Here is a 23039-nt window from a genome sequence, read left to right as displayed (position 1 = left end):
AGAGATATCAACAATATAAGCTATTTTTACCTGCATACTAACTTGGATATATAACATTTATATTATAATGCAACGCCTTTTTGACAGAAGCTAAAGTAGTAACAAGAAACCATCACCTGTTTTATAGAATTGCCTTATAATACCTTAATTGCCCAACCCTAATTGCTCACATGCTTTGCTTAATTTAACCTCAGTCAAGCTAGTAAACCCTTCAGCTGTAGACTTACCGTATGATAAAAATTTATTTAATGAATCAATATCTCTTTGCTCTAACACAGATCGTATATACTCCGCTTGCCTAGAATCCATAAATTCTTTAATTTGATCAGAATTAGCCTTATCTAATATTGCCCATACCGGTTCCATGTAATTTTGATTTACCCAAGGTACTAATAAACTTGTAACAAGAAAGCAAGATCTATTACAAACTTCTTCCTTCAGCACATAAGTACGATGGCTATCAAATCCCTCCTTTCTCCACATATGCATGAAAAGCTTTGCACCTTCACCAGCATAATATGAGCTGTTTTCTGTTTTTATATAGTGTAGCCAGACAAGATATTTATCTTCTGAAACATTACTTGGTTTCAAATAGTCAAACAATGCTTGAAATTGATCAAAGCGAAGTGCACCCTGTAGCGTGTTTAGACTACCATAATAACCATTTTCAGCTAAGTCTCTTTTTAGAAGTTCTGGATATTTATCAGGACTTATTTGACTAAAACAAAACTCGAATATTTCAGGATAACTATTACAACGGTTCCCTGCTACATATACTGCTGTCTTCATCAAGATTTCATCCTTTTTCTGTTCACTCATCTCACTTTCAGGTAATGATTTTATTTTATTCCAAAAGAATTCCACTGCCTGCTCTTGCTTAAGACTCACAGCACATTTAAGCCCGTACTCATATGGATGACAGCCATCTAAATTTAGTTTAGAGATGTAACCACTAACAAAATGTGACCAAAAAACTATTAAAAGGTTGCCTCCTAGAGTCTTAACTAAGTGACCATACTCCAACAGACTGCTCTTACCTTGAGCTGATAGTTTATTTTTTCTCTCTTCAAATAGAGCAATAATATCTTCTTCCAGGCAATAACGACAGGCAATCTCATATCTTTTATCAGTACTAAAAGGACTATTTGAATTTTGCACAATCAATTTTTTACCTACCATTTGCCTATCAAGCTTAACTCCGTGTAAATTGTCTACTTTTTTCCAACAATCCTCGCTAGACAATACCTGTGCAAGAAAATTACGTCCTTTCTTGCCACTTTTTTGGTGCAGACGCCAATTTGCATAGCACCAGCGTTCAATTTGAAAAAGCTTAGATGCTCTATGGGGATCATCCTCTTTAATAGACGAAAACAAAACTTTTGGAATATCTGAACGCAACATAGCCACTACCTTAATTAATTAGATTATCAATTACATTTTAAGTATAGTATTCTATCTTTAAAACTTGTCAATCATTATTGTAGAAAATTTTCTAACCCAAAGTAGTTTTAGGCAAAAGTCTCTTAAGAAGGTCGGTACGGGATTTTTCTTTACCTTCAAATTCTGTTTTCATTATGAGTTTGCCTTAAATTCCTCCTTAAGAAAATTAGTATTAATCTAACAACGTATTTTACTAATAGCTTAAATAATATAGCCATTTTCAGTGCTCAAAACCAGGGACGGTGAGAACAATTTTTCTTGGAATCAGTTGGTCTACCAAATAACCAGTACGAACTTTTTTATATGGCAATTTCACTGTGCGCTAAAATCAGCTGTATTAGCTCACTTTCGCTAAATTTACATATAAACTAGTTTGCTTAGCTTTGTTGCAATAACTTTACGTTTTTATTTTTACAACCCTGTTTTACGCGGCTTATTCTCAAAAATATATGACGTTTTTTACTTGTTAAAAAAGTAAACATTCAAGATTTTTGTCACACTAATTTTTAGTACGTTTCTGAAGCTAAAATGAATATTAATAATCTTATATATAATATAAAAAATATATAAGTCTTGATTTTTTCATAAAAATAGCAAATAATTAAACCATATTATTTTAATAGAAAAAATTATGACTTTAGAGTGGAGAGAAATATTAGATGTAGCAAGTGATCCTAAAATTTCAATGGATATAGATAAACAAACTAACTTAAAGGAAACGTTGGTTCTTTTTTTAAGGGAGGCTATAGATAAACAAGATGTTTCAACTATTATAAATCTATCCGAACGTTTTACACAAAAACTCACTGAAAATGGATGCAAGTACCATGATTCATTACTCCCAATTACTCGGGAAATATATAAAAATGCCCTTATAATTGTAAGCAATGATATTGCCAAGCTTAATGAAAGAAGTCTTAATCAGATCATTAGTGGAAAAGTAGGACAGATCGAAGCAATTTTAGCTATAGCTTCATTAATTGATAACAAGCAACTTATAAAAAAAATGTTAGACTTGGTTGAAAGGAATATAAAAAACAACCTGGAAGGACAGCAAGTTCTTTTAAAGAGTTTAATTAATATACTAACATACTCGATAAAAAATGAACGTTTTCAGACTATTGGGTATATATGTCACAGACGATTCTCTCAAACTTTTTGTCCTGTTATTCGAGGAACATATATAAAAGCATTTGCAGATAGCAAAGTAGTAAAAGAGCTAGCAAAGAAAATAAAAAAACAAGAAAAATCTACTAAATATGAGTTTTGGATGGCGTTGACAAAATATCTTGCAAAGATGAACAATCATTATCCAGAAGAAAGTAAACCGAAAGAAAATAATGTGATTTCTCAAAATAAAAAAATGTATATTGTAGCTACTTCTGCACTTGTAGTAGCTGTAATTATTTCAGGGATAGCTATTGCAGTTTACTCAGGAATGTTAGCGGTAGGAATAGCAGTTGGAGTTTGTTGTCTAATTGCTGCTGCAGTCATATACTGTTGTAATAGTCCTTCAAATTTACTTAAAGATAGCAATGTTGAAATTGTAGTGAATCAAATAACAGTGGAATGATTATAACTCAAGGTAAGGAGAAATAGCAGGAGGGTTAAATAGCTACTTATGAAAGGCCAACTTACTGTAAATGTTATTTTTTTGCAATCAATTTATCCAATTTAGTGGGAGTGTTAAGTTTACTAATTTCTCAAAAAATGAGATCTAAGAATTAGAAAGGGTTTAATAATTTATAGATTCTTCTAAAGAAATTATCTTATTTTTTATTGGCAGACAGCTTGCTTAAACCCGTAAAATTTCTCCATACGCTTTTTCCTGCATTCTATAAGCTAATCTCGGTATCAGATATTTCTTTGAGTGTCTAGGTGCTTCTTCCCCAAACACCTTCTTCCACATTCTCCTTAGCTCTTCTAACGTTTTTTTCTCTAAATTCATTACTTTCTTTTCTATTTCTTCCTCCATATTTTTAGCCTTTCATAAATAACTTTTCAATTCTGTCTGTTTCTTTCTTCAATACTTCAGTTACTTCTTTACTGTTTTTCGCATAATCCATCGCTATCATTCCAAATTTATCCGCTTGCTCTATTTCTGCTCCTGCTTCCACTAACTCTTTTACTATTTCCACTTTCCCCACCATACATGCAAGGTGCAATGGAGTGCATTTACCTCCATATTCCTCAGCATTTACATTTGCTCCTGACTTTATCAATTCTCTAACTGTTTCTAGACGTTTCTCCGTTACTGCTAGGTGCAGTGCTGTATATCCTTCTATATCTTTAGCATTCACATTCGCTCCTTTTTCGACTAATAACTCCACTGTTTTTACCTCTACTGCATAATGTAGAGCTGTTCTTCCATTCTCGTCTCTTGCATAAATATTTTTATATGAGTTCTCTAATAGTGACTCCTCTTTTCCTTTTTTACTCATGACCTACCTCACCTTTTCTTTGAATTTAAATCCCTTTTCTAAGCCCTCCTTTTCACCACCTCATCTATCATCTCATTTACTTGGCTCATTATTTTGCTTGCTAAATTTTCACATTCTTCCTTTATTAGTGATTTGTCTCTCTTTCTTATTTCTTCTATCTCTATTATTTTTAGCTCCGGCATATAGCTCCCATTCAGCATGTCTGCTATTTCTCCCACTATCCTCTCTATTCCATAGCACGTCAGTTCTCTACTTTTTGTTATTCCTCCTTTTTCTCTCAAAAATTTATAGCCCTTCCCATAATAGTCCAAAAAGGTCATAAGAAAGAAGAATCGACAGCATGACGAAAAGATTTGAATAAAGGAATGTTTTTCCTGGTTCTGTTTTTTATAGCAAACCAATAATGTTCAATTTTGTTAAAATCTGGAGAATATGGAGGAAGATATAAAATTTCTGCACCAACTCCTTTAGCAAATCTTATTAGACTTATGAAAAGTAGCATTATCAAGGATAACAGTTTGTCCAGGTTCCAAAATCGGTGTCAGAAACTGCTCAAACCATTTATTAAAGATATCCATATTGCAGTGGCCTTTAAAGGTTAACGGAGCAATTATTTTTCTTCCACTTAAGGCTGCAACCATGCTAATTCGTTGAGTTTTCTTCCCAGATTTTAGGGCATAAAACCGCTGTCCTTTCTGGCAATAACCATAGGTTCAGTGTCCAGACTCATCTATATACACTAATTCTTTAGGTTCTTTTGTTGCTATAACCTTTGAAAATTGAGCTCGCTTTTCTTCATTTCTTTCTTTATATCCGTAGGTCTTTTTTTTCTTGTGAATCCTATATTTTTAAGTGCTCGATGAATTGTTTGTCTACTAATATTGCCCCAGCATCTCTGACTGAGTTTTGTCACCTTGCTCATTTGCAAATTCGGCAAATGCATTCCAGTCGGTAATTTTATGCCACGCTTCCAGGCTTTTTTGACTGAAAATCTCCCGTTTTCTCACGTCTTTTCTTCCACTCATATAAAGTTGTTTTTCCGATCTTAAATCTCTTGGCAACAGTTTCTCCACTCTCTCCTTCATCCAATGCTTCCATTACCTTTTTTCTTAAGTCATAACTATTTGCTACTGGCATCCTTACCTTCCACTACTATCAATCCATATCTTACTCTTTTTGGACTATTATGAGAAGGGCTATAAATGACCTAAAGGAGAGAGGAGTAGATGATATTCTGATAGCTTGTGTTAAAAAGCTTTCCTACAGCTATAAATAGCGTATTTCCTAAAGCAGAAATGTATAGTACATCAGATAAGAAATTCTCTGAAATATGTATCGAGTGAAAGTTTTCATGAATGATCTGAAAAAAATATATCGTGCTTCAAGTAAAGAAATTGCTGAGAATTATCTTCTTGAGCTGGAAGAAAAATGGGGAGAAAAGTATCCTTTAGTTATAAAATCCTGGCAGAACAATTGGGAAAATTTATCCAGTTATTTTAAGTATTCTGGGCCAGTTAGGAAGCTGATTTACACCACTAATCCAATTGAGGGGTTGCATAGACAAATCAGGAAATTTACTAAAACTAAGGGTTCATTTACTAGTACAAATGCCTTGTACAAACAGGTATATTGTGCTATAAAAAAGGTAGAGCAAAAGTGGATTATGGCTCTAACTAATTGGGCTTTAACTATGTCTCAACTTGATATTTTCTTTCCAGATAGATTGAAAATTGAGTTGAACTAAAAATGCGGCTTGACACACTTTTTTGAACATTCCCTTTTATAGATAGCAAACTCAACCCTCCTGCTATTTCTCCTTACCTTGAGTTATAATCATTCCACTGTTATTTGATTCACTACAATTTCAACATTGCTATCTTTAAGTAAATTTGAAGGACTATTACAACAGTATATGACTGCAGCAGCAATTAGACAACAAACTCCAACTGCTATTCCTACCGCTAACATTCCTGAGTAAACTGCAATAGCTATCCCTGAAACAATTCCAGCTATTGCTAATGTGAAAGCACATACAGTAGGCAGTTTATTTTTTTCTTTACTTCGTGGAGCATCATTATTTAAATTACTCGGCTGTTGATTATTATTTTGAATACCATTTGTTTGATCTGTTGCTACAACTGAAGTTTCTGAGTATAACCTTTCTGGAACTAACGGTTCTTCATCTGTGTCGCTTTCTCTAATAGTTGCACGACTTTTATTATAATTTTCTGCATCAAAAAACTTATCCTCACTATTCTCATCAATTTGAGCTTCCGTTTCTCTTATGGTATTCTCCTGCTGATTAGATGGATCTTGTGCAAAATCTTGCATTACTTTTATCTCTGGCAGTTTCTCGATGATAAGTTTGTATTCATCATTATTTGGTATATTTCTATCGTAATTCGGTAAAGCCTCTTTAATATTTTCATAAAAATATTTATTTATCTCTGCTAAAATTTTTTGCCGTTCAAAGGTAATTTCTTCAGGCTTATCAATATCTACATTGCACACAGCAAAATCTTTAAGAGCTTCTTTCAATTCTGGATAAGATTCCACATGTTGAACTAGATTCTTAGCCAAATCTTCCAGAAATGGTTTAATGTTCTCTTCTGTAATAACAACTTTCTGTGCTTCTAGTTTTTGTTCTTCTTCTAAATAATGATCATATTGTTCCAAGATCTCAGAGCTAATTTCGTCTATACTATTAATAATTTGGGTCCATGTGCCTTGAATGCAGGCACTGCTACCTTCACCATATGTTGTTGACGCTATATATATTTGTTTTAGAAGAATGAACTCTTTTTGCTCTCTCCAGATCTTTTCTATATCTAGATCACTGATTTCTTTAAATAACACATCTACTTTTTTATTGTCGTCTATATCATTTAACAATGTATGTAGTTTCGTTTTATCAAGTTGTTCTTTATCGAAATCTCCAAGTTCTCTTTTTACTGCAGAGAGTTTGCTCATTACTAAATCTTTGTTTTGTGCCATGAGAGTAACTAGCAATTCTTTTTTTTCTTTCAATGGAATGGAAAAATTATCAATAAGTAGTTTTATACGGCCTATAGATTCAGGTATAGTAATCTTTGCATCATCTCTCTTATAATCATATTGTAATGGTTCTGTAGGATATCCTTGGTCATATTCACCAAATTGATTTTTCCTTAAGTATTTAGTGTTTAATGCATCTTTAGCTTGGTCGATTACAGTTTTTATAAACTCTTTGTCATTTGGTACAGGATTACCACCTAATGTTTTCTCCATCACACTTCTTTTTTCTTTGTCATCTACACTAAGAAGATTTAGTCTTATTGGATCATTCTGATATTGTTTAAGTAGTTCTATACTTTCTACGTAAGAAGTCGCTGCTTGCTTTAACTGTTCTTCATCTTCTTTCGTCGATTCAACCAGTTTTTTAGCAAGAAAGTTTGTTTTTTTAACTGCTGGATTTGCATGGACAGATTGACGGTCTTGTACAATGCGCAAGTCATCTCTTTTTTGTTCAGGTCTTTGTTTAGGTATCATACCACGTTCAAAGAAAAACCTTTGCATTCCAGGGTCGTGATTATAGAAATGAGATAGTGTATGCCCTTGCTCATCTCTTGAATTAATTAGAAAAGGATATTTATCATAGTCATCCAGCAAAACCTTTATTCCCCCTGTATAACCGCGTTGTGCAAGATCAAAAAACAAACTCCTTATAGTGCTTTCATCTAGCTTGCTAACATTACTGTTAGATTTTGCTCTTGCTTGAGACCATGATTTTTTCAGACGTTTACAAAAACCCATAGGTTCGTTATTACCTTTTATATGAGTAATTTTATCTATGAATTCGCAGTATTTCTCAGATTCGGCTAAAGCTTTTGCTCCTTTGTTACCAATCTTATTGACACTTAAATCAAGTTGAGTAAGTTTTGTAAGATTACTATCAGCTAAAGCTTTTGCTCCTTCTGCATCAATATAGTTAAATTGCAAACCAAGTTGAGTAAGGTTTGTAAGATTACCATTACCTAAAGCTTTTGCTCCTTCGTTACCAATCTGATTGCTAATTAAATCAAGTTGAGTAAGGTTTGTAAGATTAGCTAAAGCTTTTGCTCCTTCGTTACCAATCTGATTGTAACTTAAATTAAGTTGAGTAAGGTTTGTAAGGTTACTATCAGCTAAAGCTTCTGCTCCTTCTTTACCAATCTGATTGTAATTTAAATTAAGTTGAGTAAGGTTTGTAAGGTTACTATCAGCTAAAGCTTTTGCTCCTTCTTTATCAATATTATTGTAACTTAAATCAAGTTGAGTAAGGTTTGTAAGATTAGCTAAAGCTTTTGCTCCTTCGTTACCAATCTGACACGAACCGAGAGAAAGTTCTTTAATATTTTTGTTCTCTTGCAAATAGCTTATCAAATTATTGATATCTACTTTTTTATCATACAAATGTAATCTGTTGTCTTTAACATACTGACTGAAAATCATTTTTATCTACTAATGTTATTTAATTAATATTATAATTAATATTTTAACAATTGTCAACTTTACTAATATATTAACTGAACTATATTATAGTTTGCAGAAAATACTGGATTCTATAGCGTTACAACAAATTTGATCATTTACTCTTTTAAAAATCGCAAAAAAGTACATACATTTGTGAGAGCAGCTCAAATAAAAGCAGGATTGTGAAAATAAAGATGTAAAATTTTGCAACAAAATCAGGCAAATTAGTTCGTATATAAATTTGGTGAAAGTAGGCTAAAATAGCTGATTTTAGCGTATAGTAAAATTATTATAAACAAAAATTTGAACGTATCACTTGGTAGACCATGCCATCCCAAGAAAAACACTTCTCACCGCCCTTGGTTTTGGTTGCCGGAAGTGATCATATTATTTGAGTTTTTAATGATAAATAATATTAAGTTAATATAATTTGTTTGGAATGGTGAGATCATTTGTTATAACCTGGAGCCTACATGCATTCCAAAAGGATAATATGATTTAGAATCTTATATAGCATGTGCGTAAGCTCAGACACAACACCGCCTAAACTTACGCCAGTTTTTTTTGAGATTTAACATCAAAGGAAAAAATAATTTCAGCCATTCTCCCCTAATAGAGTTAACTTTTATCAGTCAATCATTGAAGAGAAATTTAAATTCGCTGTGGAATGAGGAATGACATTACAAACACTTTTCAAGACGGTTCCTACACTGTTAATGCTACTTTTTGAACACTCAATAATGCTACCACAAGTATATTTCACACTACTTTTAACAACGCCAAACGCCGATTGCGATACATCCCAAACATGTACAGCATTATCAACAGTCGCTTTTCTCCGTGCTTCTCCTTCTTTAGAATTGTCAACATATACTCCTAATATTGATTGTCCTACTATTGCTCCTAAAATCCCTCCTGTTATTCCTACTAACATCACTCCTACTATTCCTCCTGTTGCCATTGTTCCTGCTACTGCTGCTTTTGCTAACCTAGAAGCAGAATTACCTTCTTCTGAGTTTTTGTAATTTCGTACGTCAATTTCTTTCTCATCAAGCTGCTTTTTTAGTCTAGAAATCTCATTATTTTGTTGATCAAGTTGACCTTCTTTCTCAGCAATGGTGTTGTTTTTATCTAATATCTCTCTTTCTTTCTGATTAATGACTTCGTTTTTCTCAGCAATGGTGTTGTTTTTACTAATTGCAGCACATGAAAATGCAATAGTTACAAAAGAAAACACAGCAGCAACAACAATAAGTGGAAGACCAACACTCAAAGCTGCAACTGGAGCTAAAAAAACAATGTAAGGAGCTACAGCAAACACTCCTGATGCCAATAAAGCCGAAGTAGCCAAAGCACCACTCACAAGATAAGGTGCATTAGCTTTATTAAATATATTTTTCATTATATACCTCTCTATAGTTAATTTATTATTTTAATAATAATATAAATAAATATATAATGTAATACTTTAAATTAATTAATAAACTAGACCTGCAGATTCAAAGAAAAACAGTTCTCACGATCTTTGGTTTTTATTGTTATCAATGGTTATATTATTTGGGTTTTTACTAATGTACATTAAAGAGTTAATACTAATTCATTTAAAAATAATAGAAAAATTTATGATTATTTTGTAATTTATTAATTAAATATGTTGATTAATTATTTAATTTCCTATATTATTAGGAGATTAACACTGTATTTTAAAGGTAAAAACATGGTACATTCATCTGCGCAAATATTCACAAAGTTTGATGACGACTCAAAAAAGAGAAATATAGAAGGGCTAGAAAAGACTTACTTGGGAGTCTTGCTGTCAATTGAATTAAATAGAAAAACCTCTCAAGTTGCAAAGGACATTAAAGAAAAAATAGAAAGTCTGTTGAGTAGCAATGAAGGTGAAATACATGATAAAGTAACAATAGGTGAAAGAGAAATTGGTGTAACTTTAACGAAGAAGGAAGAAGGTACATACAATGTTAAATTTGATGAAAGTGCTTCTTCTTCGGTAGATATTAAAGATACGAAAGATTACACTGACAAAGATCTACTTACTTTGTGCACACAGCATGAGTTGACAATCAGCAGAGATAAGAAAGGTAATCACCATTATAGTGTAACAATCAAAGGTAAAGAAAAAAGTGCAACAATAGGTGGGCTTGGTAAAATTGTAATATTTCCACAACATTTATCTTACATCAAAGAAACAATAGACCACTTAAAAGAAGGTAAGAGTCCAACTAAAGAGTTTGCACTTGCAACAGGAACTGGAAAAACATTTATAGAACTACTTGTTGAATATTTGCCTGCTAGGCTAATGGATGTACCTTACATATCTCTAGCACCTAATGAAGATCTTGTAACACAGAAACGCGATGACTGGAAAAAAGTATTATCTGACTCCGATATTGAAGATATTGAGTTGAAAGAGATAAGCGGTGATAAAGGGTGCTCTATATTGAGCAGCGAAAGCTTGATGAAAAATTGGAATCAATTTCTAGAGGCAATAGGTCTTGGACAGCTTCCTGGTATTATAAAAGCTCTCAACATTGGAGACAAAAGATTTGAAATAAGAAATGGAAAAATAAATATAGATGGTAAGGATTTTGTGATTCTTGCGGATAAAATTCAGTTTGATAACAAAGAATATAAAATTCAAGGTGGTAAAGTTACAATTAATGGTCAAGAATTTGAGCTAAATATTGAAAAATCTATATCTCTGTCCTTTGATGAAGAGCACCGAGTGGCAGAGCAGGAGTTGTATAAATATCGTATGGGGCTTTTGTCTGCACTTGTGCCTACGCTGTTTTTAAGTGCAACGCCTTCAATAAGCACTCATAGAGATATTAAAGGAAATGATGGGTTACTTAAAACTCTTTCTTTGACAGATAAAATGAAGTCAGATGTATATGGAGCTTTAAATTTACAAGTTCATACCAAAGTAAAAAGTAAGGATCTAGCAAAAGAATACTCTAATGGCATTGAAGAGTATGTAGATTTTAAGCCGGAAAAAAACGATCAATATAACAATGCAAATTTAACAGACGATGAATTAAAAAAAGAAGTAGAGAATTACCTGTATAGAAATGTTCAAAGCGTAATTGGTGAACCAGCATTGATTTTAGCTGAGTCAAATAAGCAGATAGATAACCTGAAAGAAATATTGCAATATGGTAGAAACGAAACCTTACCGAAACCTACTGGATCAAAGTTTTTTGACTTCTTAGAGCAAATTTTCGATTCTAAGCCAGACTATAAGTTAGTAACCAAATCAAAAAAGTTTGTTCTTATAACAGAGCAAGTTGCTAAGCAGTTCAATATTACAAAAGAAAAAGCAGCAAAAATTGTAAAAGAATGTTATGACTTCAGTGGCATTGCTGATTATTCTGCATTCCGTGTAATGCATGGAATAATTGAGAATACACTTTCAGGCTTAACAGGTCTAAATAGACACGAGCTTGATGAAAAAAGGTGTGCAGATTTGAAAGGTTTAGCAGCAGAAGTTAAAGCAGCATTAGACAACAATTATGATTTAGAAACATATGTTGAAGATCAAGGAGTTAAAAGTCACAAATTAAAGAAAGAGCTTGTTCAGCATATGCAATCTGTTATTGATGTTCTAAAAGAAAATAAAGACTCTGATTTGTTCATAAGATTGATAAGAAATTGGAACCAAGATAAAAAACTTCACATTTTGATGCCATCTAAAGAATTAGAACAAATTCCTGAAAAGCTGGTAGCTTTGCTAAGTAGCGGCAATTACTCTGTAGTAAGAGATTATCTTGAATATTATGGAGTAGAAGAAAGTGAAATAGATGACTTATGTGAACTGGGAAAAGAAGCATCTGCTGAAAGAAGAAAGTTTATGAATTCTTTAAGAGGATTGAGTGATAAAGAACAAAGTGAGCGCAAAGTATCTACACCTCTAGAAGAAAATGAGAAAAAACTACTTGAAGATCTTGGGAAAGAGCTTGGAATGAAATTAGAAAATCGTGATAAACTTACTTATAGTCAGTCCACGCCTTCGTATTATTGTAGTGAAAAAGCACATCCATTAAGCGCACTAAAAGATTTTTGTTATGAAAATAAGTACAAAGTAAAATTAGAAAATTTAAATCGCTCAGGCAATTTATCTGTAGAAGATCTTAAGAGTAAGCTTTCAGACTATATAAGTAGTCAACCATTAGAAGAATTAGAGCTTGTAAAAAAGAAATTGTCCTCGAGTAACAGTTCAGGCATATGTGAAGATCTAATAGATCTAAATAAGAATTGTTCTGATGCCGAGATGCTTGCTGAGCTTAAACAAGGTAACCATTATGAAGAACGTCTTAAATGGTGGAGAGATGAGGTACGCTCAGGTAATAAAAGTGTAGAGTTTATAGTAAACTTGCTACTCGATATTCATCACAATAAAAAAGAGTTAACTCAAGAATACTTAGAAAAGGTGGACACACAAATATTATATATTATTCTGGAGAATAGTAAGAATTATGTTAAGCAGAATCTTGAGAAAATTAACTCTTATAAGGAAAGGCTTATAAAAAAGTTAGATCAAGAACAGTTAGCTAAATTGGCAATAGGCCATTTATCAGAAGGTGATCTAAAAGATTTATATAAGGGTTTATTGGGAGAAGAAAACGATCATCATGCTTTGTGCCGCATGGGATTAGTTGGTAATGATATAGATCCTACCAAAGTACAGGGATACAATGACATCAATTTACAACATATTGGGATGCTAATAGACCCAATATCCACTGATTTTAACAAGCCTGCACAACTTATTCAAGCTCCAGGTAGACTTAGATGCCTAAATCCTAATAGACACTCCACATTCTTTTGCTATTCGAGTGGTGAATTGAGCTTTGACATAAATCTACTCAAGAAAGGAGGAGGGTATATTGATGCTTATAATGAATCAGTAGCAAAGCTGTCAAATCAGCAAATGTATGGAAATAAGCTTGCAACAGAGATAATAGATTATATTAACCAAGAAATAAAGAGCCTGAAAAGAATTGATGATTTGGCTGATCAAAGTATTCAAATTGCCTTAGATTCGTTTATAGAAGTTTATAATACCAATGGGCATGACTTCAATAAAAGTAAGAAGGAATTTATTGATATATTAAAACATGCACGAAGAAAGCTTAATAACTATGAAAAAGAGTTAAGAGATGATGGCGGTTTGGGTATTAAAATACTTGAAATGCTATATAAGGCTGTAATAACAGTTATGTATCTTCTTAATTGTTTCACGTATTACCTGGAAACAAAAAATACTTATAATAGCTTTTTGAAAGCAGTGAATGGGTTCAAAAGTAATCCTAATGTGGATACTTATGCTCATGTTGTAGCAGAATATAGCGTTAAAAGTGTCACAGAGATTAATTTATTAAGTGAGAAATTTAATGGAGCTTATCAACAGAGAAAAAAACCACAGGACGAAACTGGCACTAAAAGCTTCAATAATTACTTAGAGCATATCAATGCATGTTTGAAACATCCAGTGCATCTTAAATTATTTGATAAAATAACGTCACCGTTGATGAAAGGCGATTATTTGCTCAAGTTACTTGATCAGATTTATCCAGGAAAAAACAATCCAGATAAAGTGGAGAATTTGAACAAGTTCAGGAAAAATTTAAAAGACAAATCTTTTCAATTCACAAAAGATGATTTAAAAGATATAGAGGAGGTGCAATCTTATTTGCAGAATATAATTGAAAGAATTAACATTTATAATAACAATTATTATAAAATAAAAGAGTGTGATGCTTCTATTATTCCTCCTGCATTATCAAAATACAGGGTTAATAGTACATGTGAAATTGAAGAGAGTAAAGAATCAAGTGAGTGTAGACAAAAATATATAGAGCAACAACAATGTAAAGCTGGAATTACATGTGAAAGTGACTTAAATGAGCTAGAGATTTTGTCACAAAGGGAAAATATAAAATTGGCAAGGGAAGCTGCAGATTATGTTATCTCTCCACTGCTTGGTGACTCTTCTCGTGCAGCAAAAAATAAGCAAAGCTCAGAAGAAGATAAAAAAATTATCAATAGTGTTGTTGATAAAGTAAATGAAGTTAAAAATGATCTTGAGAAAAACGTCAAGCCTTTTACCACTGAAGACGTTATTTCACCAAGCACTAAGTTTATTAATCCTATAGCAAAATTGAAAGACACTTCGAGAATTTTATAAGAGGTCAGAAAAGGGAGGGGAGCTAAAAAAGAGCGATTGCTCTATTATGCAACGAATATTTTAGAGAGCACAGATGATGAAAGTTAGTAATCACAAAAATGTAAGGTGTGCCAAGAAGTATAGCCTTTCTTATAATAGTTCGAACGTGATAAGATATGTATTTATGTCGATAGTAGGCCAGTAGCGTATTACGATACGTTCGGATTATTGTGAAAAAAGCTATACGTACGGAACAGATTAATGATAGGCGAATAAATTCAAGACCTCAAAGTGATTTTACTCAGGATAGAAGTTTAAGGTTAAATTAACTTCTTAATTTTTGAATCTCATCCAAAGAAAGGCCAGTGATTTCAGCGATAACATCAATAGAGACACCGGCCTTAAGTGAATTTTTTGCAACTTCGATTTTACCTTTAATTTTACCTTTTTTATGGCCGATTTGGATGCCTTCTTGTCTACCTTTTTCTTGACCAACTTTAAGACCCTCATCAAATTTTTGAGCAAAAGCAGCAATCTCATCCATTATGCGTTTTTTCATTTGCTCATATGCTAATAACTCTTCTTCTGACCAATTAAACTTATTCATCTCTTCATAAGCTCGTTTTATTATTAGGTCACTACCAACTATCTTATCTAGATCCTCTTCCCTTGTTTCTCCTGCGTATCTAAAAAAGTAACACCATTTTTCTACTATATTTTCTAGTTGGTCTTCTTTGTTTTTCGTAAATTTTGGTAGTTCTATGAATACGAAGTAAAAATCCTTTAAGTCATGTTCAAAGCTATTTTGATCTAAAATGACATGATTAGATTTGTACTCAGCCTTATCTGGAAAAATAATACAATCAGCAACAGCAATAAAGATAATTTCCTTGAGGTTATGATAATCATCACCTTGATCTGCTTGACTTGAATAGGCTTTAGCAGCATAATATTGAGCACGCTTTTCAAAGCCCTTAGTTTTAGTGAACTGCATCTCTATGATGTATCTGGAACCTTGAGAGTCCTTACAAAGAACATCAACAATACTCTGCTTTTTAGCGGCAACTTCAGGGTCTAAAATGGTAGCTAAGAATTCAACATCGTGAATAGCCGCTAAGCCAGTAAAGCCTAAAATATCGTTCAAGAAATGAATGAGGATATCTTTATTCTTCTCGGTGCCAAATATTCTTTTCAATGCATAATCGTTGCGTGCGTCAAGAAACTTCGAAAGAGCCATGAGAAAGTAAGTTAAAAAGCATTAATAATTATACACAATTCTGAAGAAATATTCAACTAAAATGCAAACATTTTGTATATCTTTATTTGGTAGTATTAACCTGTATAATATTTATGACAAATACCTCGATAAGGTACAAGATAGCACAAAAAGTAAGGAGCTGGAGGTTAAAACAAAAATATACCCTGAAAAACTTAGCAGACAAGGCAGGCATAAACTATCATACACTGCTAAGATATGAGCAAGGAGCATGTGGCATTCCAATTGGAAGGCTAAAAATCCTAGCAGAGTCGTTATCAATCCCTATTAGAAATCTCTTTCCAAGACAAAAAGTACTAAAAGAAAACAGTTGTTTTGATAAAGCTAAGACCCAGGAAATGTATAATTTCATAGAAAAAACAGGAGGACGCAAAGCAATTTATATGTTAACCAAATCTGTCCGAGCTGAAGAAGAAAGTAATGTAAAAGCAGCAAGAATAAGAATTGCAAGGAATCTAGTTAAGGCAGGCTGAGGTTATCTATCGAGTAACAGGCTTATCAATTGAAGAATATGCTGATAAAGAGAGATACGAGCCAAACGGAGGACAAGAGATAAAAAAATGGAAGAGGATATACGCAAGAAGAATTAGCAAAAAAGCTTAATGTAGGGCCCTCACAGATACATCACTATGAACAAGGTAACGTTACTCTTTTAAGTGAAAGGTTGTGGGAGATAGCAAGAGAATTGTCAGTAGATGCTGAAGATCTAATAAAGGAGTACAAAGAAAGTGATTGCGAAGGAGAAAGTGAATTATTAAGTTTGGCAAGAGAATATAGAAAAATTGACAATCAGGAATCACGAGATGAGCTAAATATATGGGTAGAATTTTTCTTGCAAAGAAAGCAAATTTACAAAGAGAAGATTGATAAAGTAGAGGAAATGAAAGTTGCAAATAATTTACTCAAGTTAGGTTTTTCTACTGATGTTATTTCTAAAATAGTAACAACTTCTTTTACATAAAGAATTAATTTTCAATTAGATAAAATAAGCATCTGTTAATATCTTAATTTCTTGATGAAAAAATAAGTAAAAAAGATTGAAAAATTGATTTGACTTCACTCGAAAGCTATGGCCTTATGCCAATGCTGATAAAAAACAGCAGTAAATAATTAAAAACAATTTGTTATTAACGAGGAGTATATTTTATGAATAATGGTAAAAAACTTACAGAAGAAATAGAGAAAGTATTACAAAGTGGAGGAGGAAGTGCTCTATTTGATCGCGAAATAGTGGCAGTACTTCTAGGAGCAGTTCACGACAGAAAGCAAGCACAAGATGTTACTAAAACTCTAATGGATAATTGCCCAAGAATAGGAGAAATTTTAGGGCGAGAAATCGATGATCTGAAAATGATAGAAGGAATGACCGAACATGCAGCCGCAGCAATTGAATGTGTTAAAGAAGCTTATAAAAGAGCACTAAGAGAAGGATTAAAGAGAGGACCTGTAATGGATAGCCAAGAAAAGCTGATAGAGTATGTAAGGGTAAATATAGGCTTTTCAGCAAAAGAAGCTGTTCAGATAATATACTTGGATAAACAGCACCGTCTGATAAGAGATGAAGTGTATTTTGGTACAATAGATGAAGTACACTTATCTGAAAGGAAAGTGGTAAAAAAGGCATTATCAATTATTCAAATCTTTTCTTCATGCTGTCGATTCTTCTTTCTTATGACCTTTTTGGACTATTATGGGAAGGGCTATAGTACTCCCAACCAGAACTTCACTTTCAGCCAAATAAAAACCCAAAACTTCTTTTCTGCCATTTTGCTAATATGTTATACATACATTTGCTTACACAATGCCCGTCCTCCTTGACCTTAAAAAACCATGAACACTATTGGATATACAGATTGCAGCGGACGACTGCGCCATTCGTTGATTACCGGTAACAATTTGTCAGTAATACTTGATATCTCTGCTGCAGATATTTTATATTTCTTCTACATGCGATGCTATATCCCATGCCACTGGCATATGTACTTAAAACCTTTGCTTCAAGTTCGGTTTGTTTGCCTTTTTCTGACTACTTGTGGCTCGAAACTTCCTTCTCTATCTCTTGGTGTCAATAGTTCAAATACTTGTCCGTAAAGTCTTTGAATTTCTTCGTTTGTTTTCTTTGCTTTCAGCCGACAAATGGTTTTCTATCTCGCCTTCCCTCTAGCAGTTTTTTTATAAATGGTGTTAATGCTCCATCTCTTCCTGTCAATGGTCTTCCTTCTCGTATAGATGATAAGATATTTGTTTCTAATTCTTTATAGTCTACCAAACCGGTAGTTGTGTTTGCTTGACTCATTGTCAAACCTCCATTTTTTTATCAATTTATTACTTTACTTCTCGGTTTGACACAGTTTATTTAACACTCCCAAGCTTAATAGACAAATGGTAGGCAAAAAGCTTGTTACACCACCTCCAACGTTTCCATTACCCTTTTCCTTAAGCCATAACTATATGCTACTGGCATCCTTACCTTCACTACTATAAATCCATATCTTACTCTTTTTGGACTATTATGAGAAGGGCTATAGTTCCTTCTTTCTTTATCATTTATTTTGATAGTTCCAATCCTATGTTTATCACTATAACCAACACTGCCTGGCTCTAAATTAAAAAGCATCTTCGCTCCTCTTGTTTTTACATTTTAGTATAATGCAGATAATTTGTATTATCATAATCCTGGACCATATCCCCTTGCATTTACTTTGAGTAGTTGATTTTTATTAACCCCCTCTAGAAAGCTAGATGGATTTTCTATTGTATAATCTGACTGTTTAATAGCCTTATCTAACTCTTCAAATACGCTGCTATTTCTTTTAAAATACCCATATTCTATAGCTGTTAAAACACTTTTCCCCCCTAATAGACAATTTAGCCCTAAACTTGATTTATTCTCTAATTTGTTAAATCTTACTTCATCGACAAGCCTCACCTCTATTTTATTACTATCTTTCTCATTAGGACATAGATGAATACTGATCTCTCCTACTTCAGTGGTAAAAGACATTTCAATGATATCTCCTGAGATGTCTGTATAATTTCTCCTTCCTTCTATGTTTTCAACTCTAATTATACTTTTTCCAACTTGAACTATACCAATATTTAGATTTAAATCTTTAGCTTTTTGATTATTGAATATCTTTGCAACTTCAATAGTACTATTTTGTGGGTAATCTATACAAAAATATCCATTATCTATTTCTAGTTCAAAGTCATGTTTATCAATTTGCTCACTTTTACTTATAATACTTTCAAGTGCTAACTCCTTCAGCTTTGAAAGGTTTGCTTTTCGCTGACCTAAGGTATCTTTATCTGAACAAATTACGTTTACTACATCTCCATGCTCTTAATCGCTAAATCTGTTTAAAGATGCACCTTCTGATATTATCTGAAATATTTTTTTCTTGTGTAAAAACTCATAAATTCGAGTAGTGTCAGCAGATAAATATAGCTTTGGGAATGTGTCAGCTATACGATCTATCAAGGACATATCAGATTTATATGGAAAAGTGAACATTATTCCTTGTTTCAGTGCTTCGTTTATAACTTTATCAAGTTCTTTTTCGCACTCCTCATAATCTTCTTCGCTACCAGAGTAACCTAAAATATCCAGATAATCATGGATCTTATTTATTTTTTGCCAAATACTTTCATACTTTTCTTCTTCTCTTGTATTCGGTTTCACTTTCGCTAAAGAAAAAGAATCTTTTTGACGAATTAAAACAAAAGTATCTTTTTCTTTATGAATTATGGCTTCATCATAGAATAGTTGACTGTAACGCCTACCAAAACTTTCATCATAATCAGGGCAAGGGCTAACATTGTTGTCATCGTCACTTTCACTATCCGTTTCGTTCCATACTTCAATTGGGAAATCATTATTTTCAAGGTTTTCATCTTCACTTGTTCGACAATTTTCTGTTTTTCCATATAGCCAGGTTGATTTCTGGTCATCGCTACTTTCATCGTCAGCTTCATTCCATACTCCAATCTCGAAATCAGTATTTTCAAGGTTTTCATCTTCACTTGTTCGACAATTTTCTGTTTTTCCATATAGCCAGGTTGATTTCTGGTCATCGCTACTTTCATCGTCAGCTTCATTCCATACTCCAATCTCGAAATCAGTATTTTCAAGGTTTTTATCTTCACTTGTTCGATAATTTTCTGCTTCTCTATCTGGTAAGGTTGATTCTTGGTCATTATTATCAATAATATGTTTAATTTTCACTTCAGGTACAAACTGAAGCTTTGCTATTTCTTCTCTTACGTTTTCTTTGTTTATTTCATCTGCAAGAGACACTTCATTACTAATATAGAAATTTTTCTGTTTTAAACTTTCGTTTTCCTTCTGCAGTCTATTGAATTCTGCAAATAGTTCTTTATACTCTGATAAATAAATACAAAATTGATCTCTTACATCATTAAGCTCCTTCTCTTTTTCTAATATCTGATTTTCATAATCACCTTTCAAATCCTCTATACTGTTTATCAGCACTGTACTTTCTTTTCTTACTCTATTTAACTCATCTTCAGTCAAAACCAGTTTTTGCTGTAATTCTTCATTTATTTTGTCTGTTAACTGAATTTCATTCTTTGCCTCTTTTAATTGATTATTTAAGTTCTTAATTATATCACTTTTGTTCTGAGTTTCTAATAATAATATTTCTACTTTCTGTTTTAGCTGTTCGATGTCTTGATCATTTTCAGTTAAATTTCTCGTCCTTCTTTGTAATTCAACTTCAAGCCTTTTAATTTTCCATTCTAGGGTTTGCATTTCTCTGGTAAGTTCACTTACTTCTTCGTAATACTCTTCTACTCTTTTCTTATAGTGTTTTTGTAACTCTACATTTTTTTTAAGATCAAAATTTTCTTGTTGTAGATTTTCTATTTTACTTTTCAAACTATCTATTGCTTGATTTTCTTCATTGCTAATCTCAAATACCTCTTCAGGAAAATCTTCAAATTCACAAGATGAATTGCCTTCAAGGTCGTTACTACCAAATAAATTATATTGTACTACCTGCTTTAAACTAAACATACCTATACCCCCCACTAAAATAAACAAGTAATATATTGTATGCGCTATATATCATAAATACAATCAATTTGAATATAATCTATTTACTAATTCGTATTGTGAATTTTTATAGAGTAGGTTTAGGTGTAAAATATTATAATACCATTAAAGCAGGTGAATAAAGCACAGTCTTTTTGAGAGGATAAATTTAATGAAAAGACCATACTAATTAGTGTTATAAGGAATTGAATTATTGACTCTTCTGAAATTGCAAAAAAGGTCATATATTTGTGAGAACACGTTGCGTAAAAATAAGGTTATAAAAATAGAAGATTTAAATTATTTCCATAAGCTTGAGCAAATTAGTTCGTATATAAATTTGGTGAAAGTAGGCTAAAATAGCTAGTTTCGTGTTGTATTAAAATTACTATAAAGGAAAGTTCGCACGGATCTAGCGGCAGACCAACTGATTCCAAGAAAAATTGTTCTCACCGTCCCTGGTTTTGAGCACTGAAAATGGCTATATTATTTAAGCTATTAGTAAAATACGTTGTTAGATTAATACTAATTTTCTTAAGGAGGAATTTAAGGCAAACTCATAATGAAAACAGAATTTGAAGGTAAAGAAAAATCCCGTACCGACCTTCTTAAGAGACTTTTGCCTAAAACTACTTTGGGTTAGAAAATTTTCTACAATAATGATTGACAAGTTTTAAAGATAGAATACTATACTTAAAATGTAATTGATAATCTAATTAATTAAGGTAGTGGCTATGTTGCGTTCAGATATTCCAAAAGTTTTGTTTTCGTCTATTAAAGAGGATGATCCCCATAGAGCATCTAAGCTTTTTCAAATTGAACGCTGGTGCTATGCAAATTGGCGTCTGCACCAAAAAAGTGGCAAGAAAGGACGTAATTTTCTTGCACAGGTATTGTCTAGCGAGGATTGTTGGAAAAAAGTAGACAATTTACACGGAGTTAAGCTTGATAGGCAAATGGTAGGTAAAAAATTGATTGTGCAAAATTCAAATAGTCCTTTTAGTACTGATAAAAGATATGAGATTGCCTGTCGTTATTGCCTGGAAGAAGATATTATTGCTCTATTTGAAGAGAGAAAAAATAAACTATCAGCTCAAGGTAAGAGCAGTCTGTTGGAGTATGGTCACTTAGTTAAGACTCTAGGAGGCAACCTTTTAATAGTTTTTTGGTCACATTTTGTTAGTGGTTACATCTCTAAACTAAATTTAGATGGCTGTCATCCATATGAGTACGGGCTTAAATGTGCTGTGAGTCTTAAGCAAGAGCAGGCAGTGGAATTCTTTTGGAATAAAATAAAATCATTACCTGAAAGTGAGATGAGTGAACAGAAAAAGGATGAAATCTTGATGAAGACAGCAGTATATGTAGCAGGGAACCGTTGTAATAGTTATCCTGAAATATTCGAGTTTTGTTTTAGTCAAATAAGTCCTGATAAATATCCAGAACTTCTAAAAAGAGACTTAGCTGAAAATGGTTATTATGGTAGTTTGAATACACTACAGGGTGCACTTCGCTTTGATAAATTTCAGGAATTATTTGATTGTTTAAAGCCAAATGATGTTCCAGAAGATGATTATAATATCTGGTTAGACATGGAAATCAAAAAACATTCAGAGCCTTATGTAAGTGAAAGTGTAAAGCTTTTTATGCATATGTGGATGAAGGAAGGATTTGATAGCCATCGTGCTTTAGTGATAAGAGAGGAACTAGAGGATAAATCACCTCTTTTCTGTACAGTTTTATTAACACCTTTAGTAGAAAAGGGCTGTATGGAACCAGTATGGGCGTTATTAAATAAAGCTAATTCTGATCAGGTTAAAGAGTTTATGTGTTCTAAACAGGCAGGCTACATACGATCTATATTGGAAAAAAGAGATGCTGATTCATTGAATAAGTTTCTAGCATATAGAAAGTCTACAGATGAAGAGTTCACTAGCTTAACTGAAGTTGAATTAAGCAAAGCATGTGAGCAATTAGGGTTAGGCAATTAAGGTATTATAAGGCAATTCTATAAAGTAGGTGGTGGTTTCTTGTTACTACTTTAGCTTCTGTCAAAAAGATGTTGCATTGTAATACAAATGTTATATACACAAGTCAGCATGTAGGCAAAAATAGCTTTTATTATTGATATCTCTGATGGTTATACAATAAGCTTGG

At 32.6% G+C, this 23039-nt stretch carries 13 protein-coding genes and 6 pseudogenes; 7 read left to right on the top strand and 12 right to left on the bottom strand.

The features are described from left to right. Nucleotides 1-144 precede the first annotated feature (144 nt). Nucleotides 145-1401, bottom strand: a complete 1257-nt coding sequence (locus ACICP1_RS02785; RefSeq protein WP_395461044.1) for a hypothetical protein — start codon at nt 1399-1401, stop codon at nt 145-147. 670 nt (nt 1402-2071) lie between these two features. Here ACICP1_RS02785 and ACICP1_RS02780 point away from each other — a divergent pair. Continuing rightward, nucleotides 2072-3013 carry a hypothetical protein gene (locus ACICP1_RS02780; RefSeq protein ID WP_395461043.1) on the top strand — a complete coding sequence of 314 codons (942 nt, stop codon included), beginning with the start codon at nt 2072-2074 and terminating at the stop codon, nt 3011-3013. Nucleotides 3014-3241: 228 nt separating this feature from the next. Here the strand turns inward: ACICP1_RS02780 and ACICP1_RS02775 are convergent. The 4 genes and pseudogenes from ACICP1_RS02775 to ACICP1_RS02760 all read right to left on the bottom strand — a co-directional run. Continuing rightward, a pseudogene (locus tag ACICP1_RS02775) lies at nt 3242-3415 on the bottom strand (DUF2924 domain-containing protein); the annotation flags it as partial. Between the two features lie 4 nt (nt 3416-3419). Then, nucleotides 3420-3881, bottom strand: coding sequence for an ankyrin repeat domain-containing protein (locus ACICP1_RS02770; RefSeq protein ID WP_395461042.1), 462 nt, complete (start codon nt 3879-3881; stop codon nt 3420-3422). A 38-nt stretch (nt 3882-3919) separates the two neighbouring features. Beyond that, nucleotides 3920-4177: pseudogene (locus ACICP1_RS02765) on the bottom strand (ankyrin repeat domain-containing protein); the annotation flags it as partial. A 20-nt stretch (nt 4178-4197) separates the two neighbouring features. Further along, nucleotides 4198-5018 (bottom strand): annotated as a pseudogene (locus ACICP1_RS02760) (IS630 family transposase). A gap of 61 nt (nt 5019-5079) precedes the next feature. On the opposite strand from ACICP1_RS02760, the pseudogene ACICP1_RS02755 reads away from it, so the two are divergent. Then, nucleotides 5080-5625 (top strand): annotated as a pseudogene (locus tag ACICP1_RS02755) (transposase); the annotation flags it as partial. An 89-nt stretch (nt 5626-5714) separates the two neighbouring features. On the opposite strand, the gene ACICP1_RS02750 reads toward ACICP1_RS02755, so the two are convergent. Together ACICP1_RS02750 and ACICP1_RS02745 are read right to left on the bottom strand one after the other, a co-directional pair. Beyond that, a complete protein-coding gene (locus tag ACICP1_RS02750) occupies nt 5715-8351 on the bottom strand; it encodes a hypothetical protein (RefSeq protein WP_395461041.1) in 2637 nt (878 codons plus the stop codon). Nucleotides 8352-9000: 649 nt separating this feature from the next. Further along, nucleotides 9001-9774: a hypothetical protein gene (locus ACICP1_RS02745; protein ID WP_395461040.1), complete on the bottom strand. Its 774-nt coding sequence runs from the start codon at nt 9772-9774 to the stop codon at nt 9001-9003. A 315-nt stretch (nt 9775-10089) separates the two neighbouring features. On the opposite strand from ACICP1_RS02745, the gene ACICP1_RS02740 reads away from it, so the two are divergent. Then, nucleotides 10090-14574, top strand: a complete 4485-nt coding sequence (locus ACICP1_RS02740; RefSeq protein WP_395461039.1) for a DEAD/DEAH box helicase family protein — start codon at nt 10090-10092, stop codon at nt 14572-14574. 304 nt (nt 14575-14878) lie between these two features. Here ACICP1_RS02740 and ACICP1_RS02735 read toward each other — a convergent pair whose 3' ends face one another. Beyond that, a complete protein-coding gene (locus ACICP1_RS02735; RefSeq protein ID WP_395461038.1) occupies nt 14879-15790 on the bottom strand; it encodes an Rpn family recombination-promoting nuclease/putative transposase in 912 nt (303 codons plus the stop codon). A gap of 113 nt (nt 15791-15903) precedes the next feature. On the opposite strand from ACICP1_RS02735, the gene ACICP1_RS02730 reads away from it, so the two are divergent. The 3 genes and pseudogenes from ACICP1_RS02730 to ACICP1_RS02720 all read left to right on the top strand — a co-directional run. Then, the gene (locus ACICP1_RS02730; protein ID WP_395461037.1) at nt 15904-16302 is read left to right on the top strand and encodes a helix-turn-helix domain-containing protein; all 399 of its coding nucleotides are present in this window, start codon (nt 15904-15906) and stop codon (nt 16300-16302) included. Nucleotides 16303-16448: 146 nt separating this feature from the next. Continuing rightward, nucleotides 16449-16790 (top strand): transcriptional regulator, encoded by a 342-nt coding sequence (locus ACICP1_RS02725; protein ID WP_395461305.1) that lies wholly within the window; start codon nt 16449-16451, stop codon nt 16788-16790. 185 nt (nt 16791-16975) lie between these two features. Further along, nucleotides 16976-17446 (top strand): annotated as a pseudogene (locus ACICP1_RS02720) (JAB domain-containing protein); the annotation flags it as partial. A gap of 105 nt (nt 17447-17551) precedes the next feature. Here the strand turns inward: ACICP1_RS02720 and ACICP1_RS02715 are convergent. From ACICP1_RS02715 to ACICP1_RS02700, 4 genes and pseudogenes are all read right to left on the bottom strand, one after another. After that, nucleotides 17552-18125 (bottom strand): annotated as a pseudogene (locus ACICP1_RS02715) (transposase); the annotation flags it as partial. A gap of 105 nt (nt 18126-18230) precedes the next feature. After that, the gene (locus tag ACICP1_RS02710) at nt 18231-18446 is read right to left on the bottom strand and encodes a hypothetical protein (RefSeq protein ID WP_395461036.1); all 216 of its coding nucleotides are present in this window, start codon (nt 18444-18446) and stop codon (nt 18231-18233) included. Nucleotides 18447-18497: 51 nt separating this feature from the next. Further along, nucleotides 18498-18833: a hypothetical protein gene (locus tag ACICP1_RS02705; RefSeq protein WP_395461035.1), complete on the bottom strand. Its 336-nt coding sequence runs from the start codon at nt 18831-18833 to the stop codon at nt 18498-18500. Between the two features lie 339 nt (nt 18834-19172). Further along, entirely contained in the window at nt 19173-20864 is a 1692-nt protein-coding gene (locus tag ACICP1_RS02700; protein ID WP_395461034.1) for a hypothetical protein, read from the bottom strand. A gap of 752 nt (nt 20865-21616) precedes the next feature. Here ACICP1_RS02700 and ACICP1_RS02695 point away from each other — a divergent pair. Beyond that, the gene (locus tag ACICP1_RS02695; RefSeq protein WP_395461033.1) at nt 21617-22873 is read left to right on the top strand and encodes a hypothetical protein; all 1257 of its coding nucleotides are present in this window, start codon (nt 21617-21619) and stop codon (nt 22871-22873) included. The last annotated feature ends 166 nt before the right edge of the window (nt 22874-23039 follow it).

It is taken from the genome of Wolbachia endosymbiont (group B) of Ablattaria laevigata (assembly GCF_964277395.1).
GTDB lineage: Bacteria > Pseudomonadota > Alphaproteobacteria > Rickettsiales > Anaplasmataceae > Wolbachia.
The sequence above is the reverse complement of the archived record's forward strand: the minus strand, read 5'-3'. Positions and strand labels throughout refer to the sequence as shown.

Coding starts and splice junctions, on each gene's coding strand:
- ACICP1_RS02785 (WP_395461044.1), bottom strand. CDS start 1,401: ATGTTGCGTTCAGATATTCCAAAAGTTTTGTTTTCGTCTATTAAAGAG.
- ACICP1_RS02780 (WP_395461043.1), top strand. CDS start 2,072: ATGACTTTAGAGTGGAGAGAAATATTAGATGTAGCAAGTGATCCTAAA.
- ACICP1_RS02770 (WP_395461042.1), bottom strand. CDS start 3,881: ATGAGTAAAAAAGGAAAAGAGGAGTCACTATTAGAGAACTCATATAAA.
- ACICP1_RS02750 (WP_395461041.1), bottom strand. CDS start 8,351: ATGATTTTCAGTCAGTATGTTAAAGACAACAGATTACATTTGTATGAT.
- ACICP1_RS02745 (WP_395461040.1), bottom strand. CDS start 9,774: ATGAAAAATATATTTAATAAAGCTAATGCACCTTATCTTGTGAGTGGT.
- ACICP1_RS02740 (WP_395461039.1), top strand. CDS start 10,090: ATGGTACATTCATCTGCGCAAATATTCACAAAGTTTGATGACGACTCA.
- ACICP1_RS02735 (WP_395461038.1), bottom strand. CDS start 15,790: ATGGCTCTTTCGAAGTTTCTTGACGCACGCAACGATTATGCATTGAAA.
- ACICP1_RS02730 (WP_395461037.1), top strand. CDS start 15,904: ATGACAAATACCTCGATAAGGTACAAGATAGCACAAAAAGTAAGGAGC.
- ACICP1_RS02710 (WP_395461036.1), bottom strand. CDS start 18,446: ATGCTTTTTAATTTAGAGCCAGGCAGTGTTGGTTATAGTGATAAACAT.
- ACICP1_RS02705 (WP_395461035.1), bottom strand. CDS start 18,833: ATGTCTTTTACCACTGAAGTAGGAGAGATCAGTATTCATCTATGTCCT.
- ACICP1_RS02700 (WP_395461034.1), bottom strand. CDS start 20,864: ATGTTTAGTTTAAAGCAGGTAGTACAATATAATTTATTTGGTAGTAAC.
- ACICP1_RS02695 (WP_395461033.1), top strand. CDS start 21,617: ATGTTGCGTTCAGATATTCCAAAAGTTTTGTTTTCGTCTATTAAAGAG.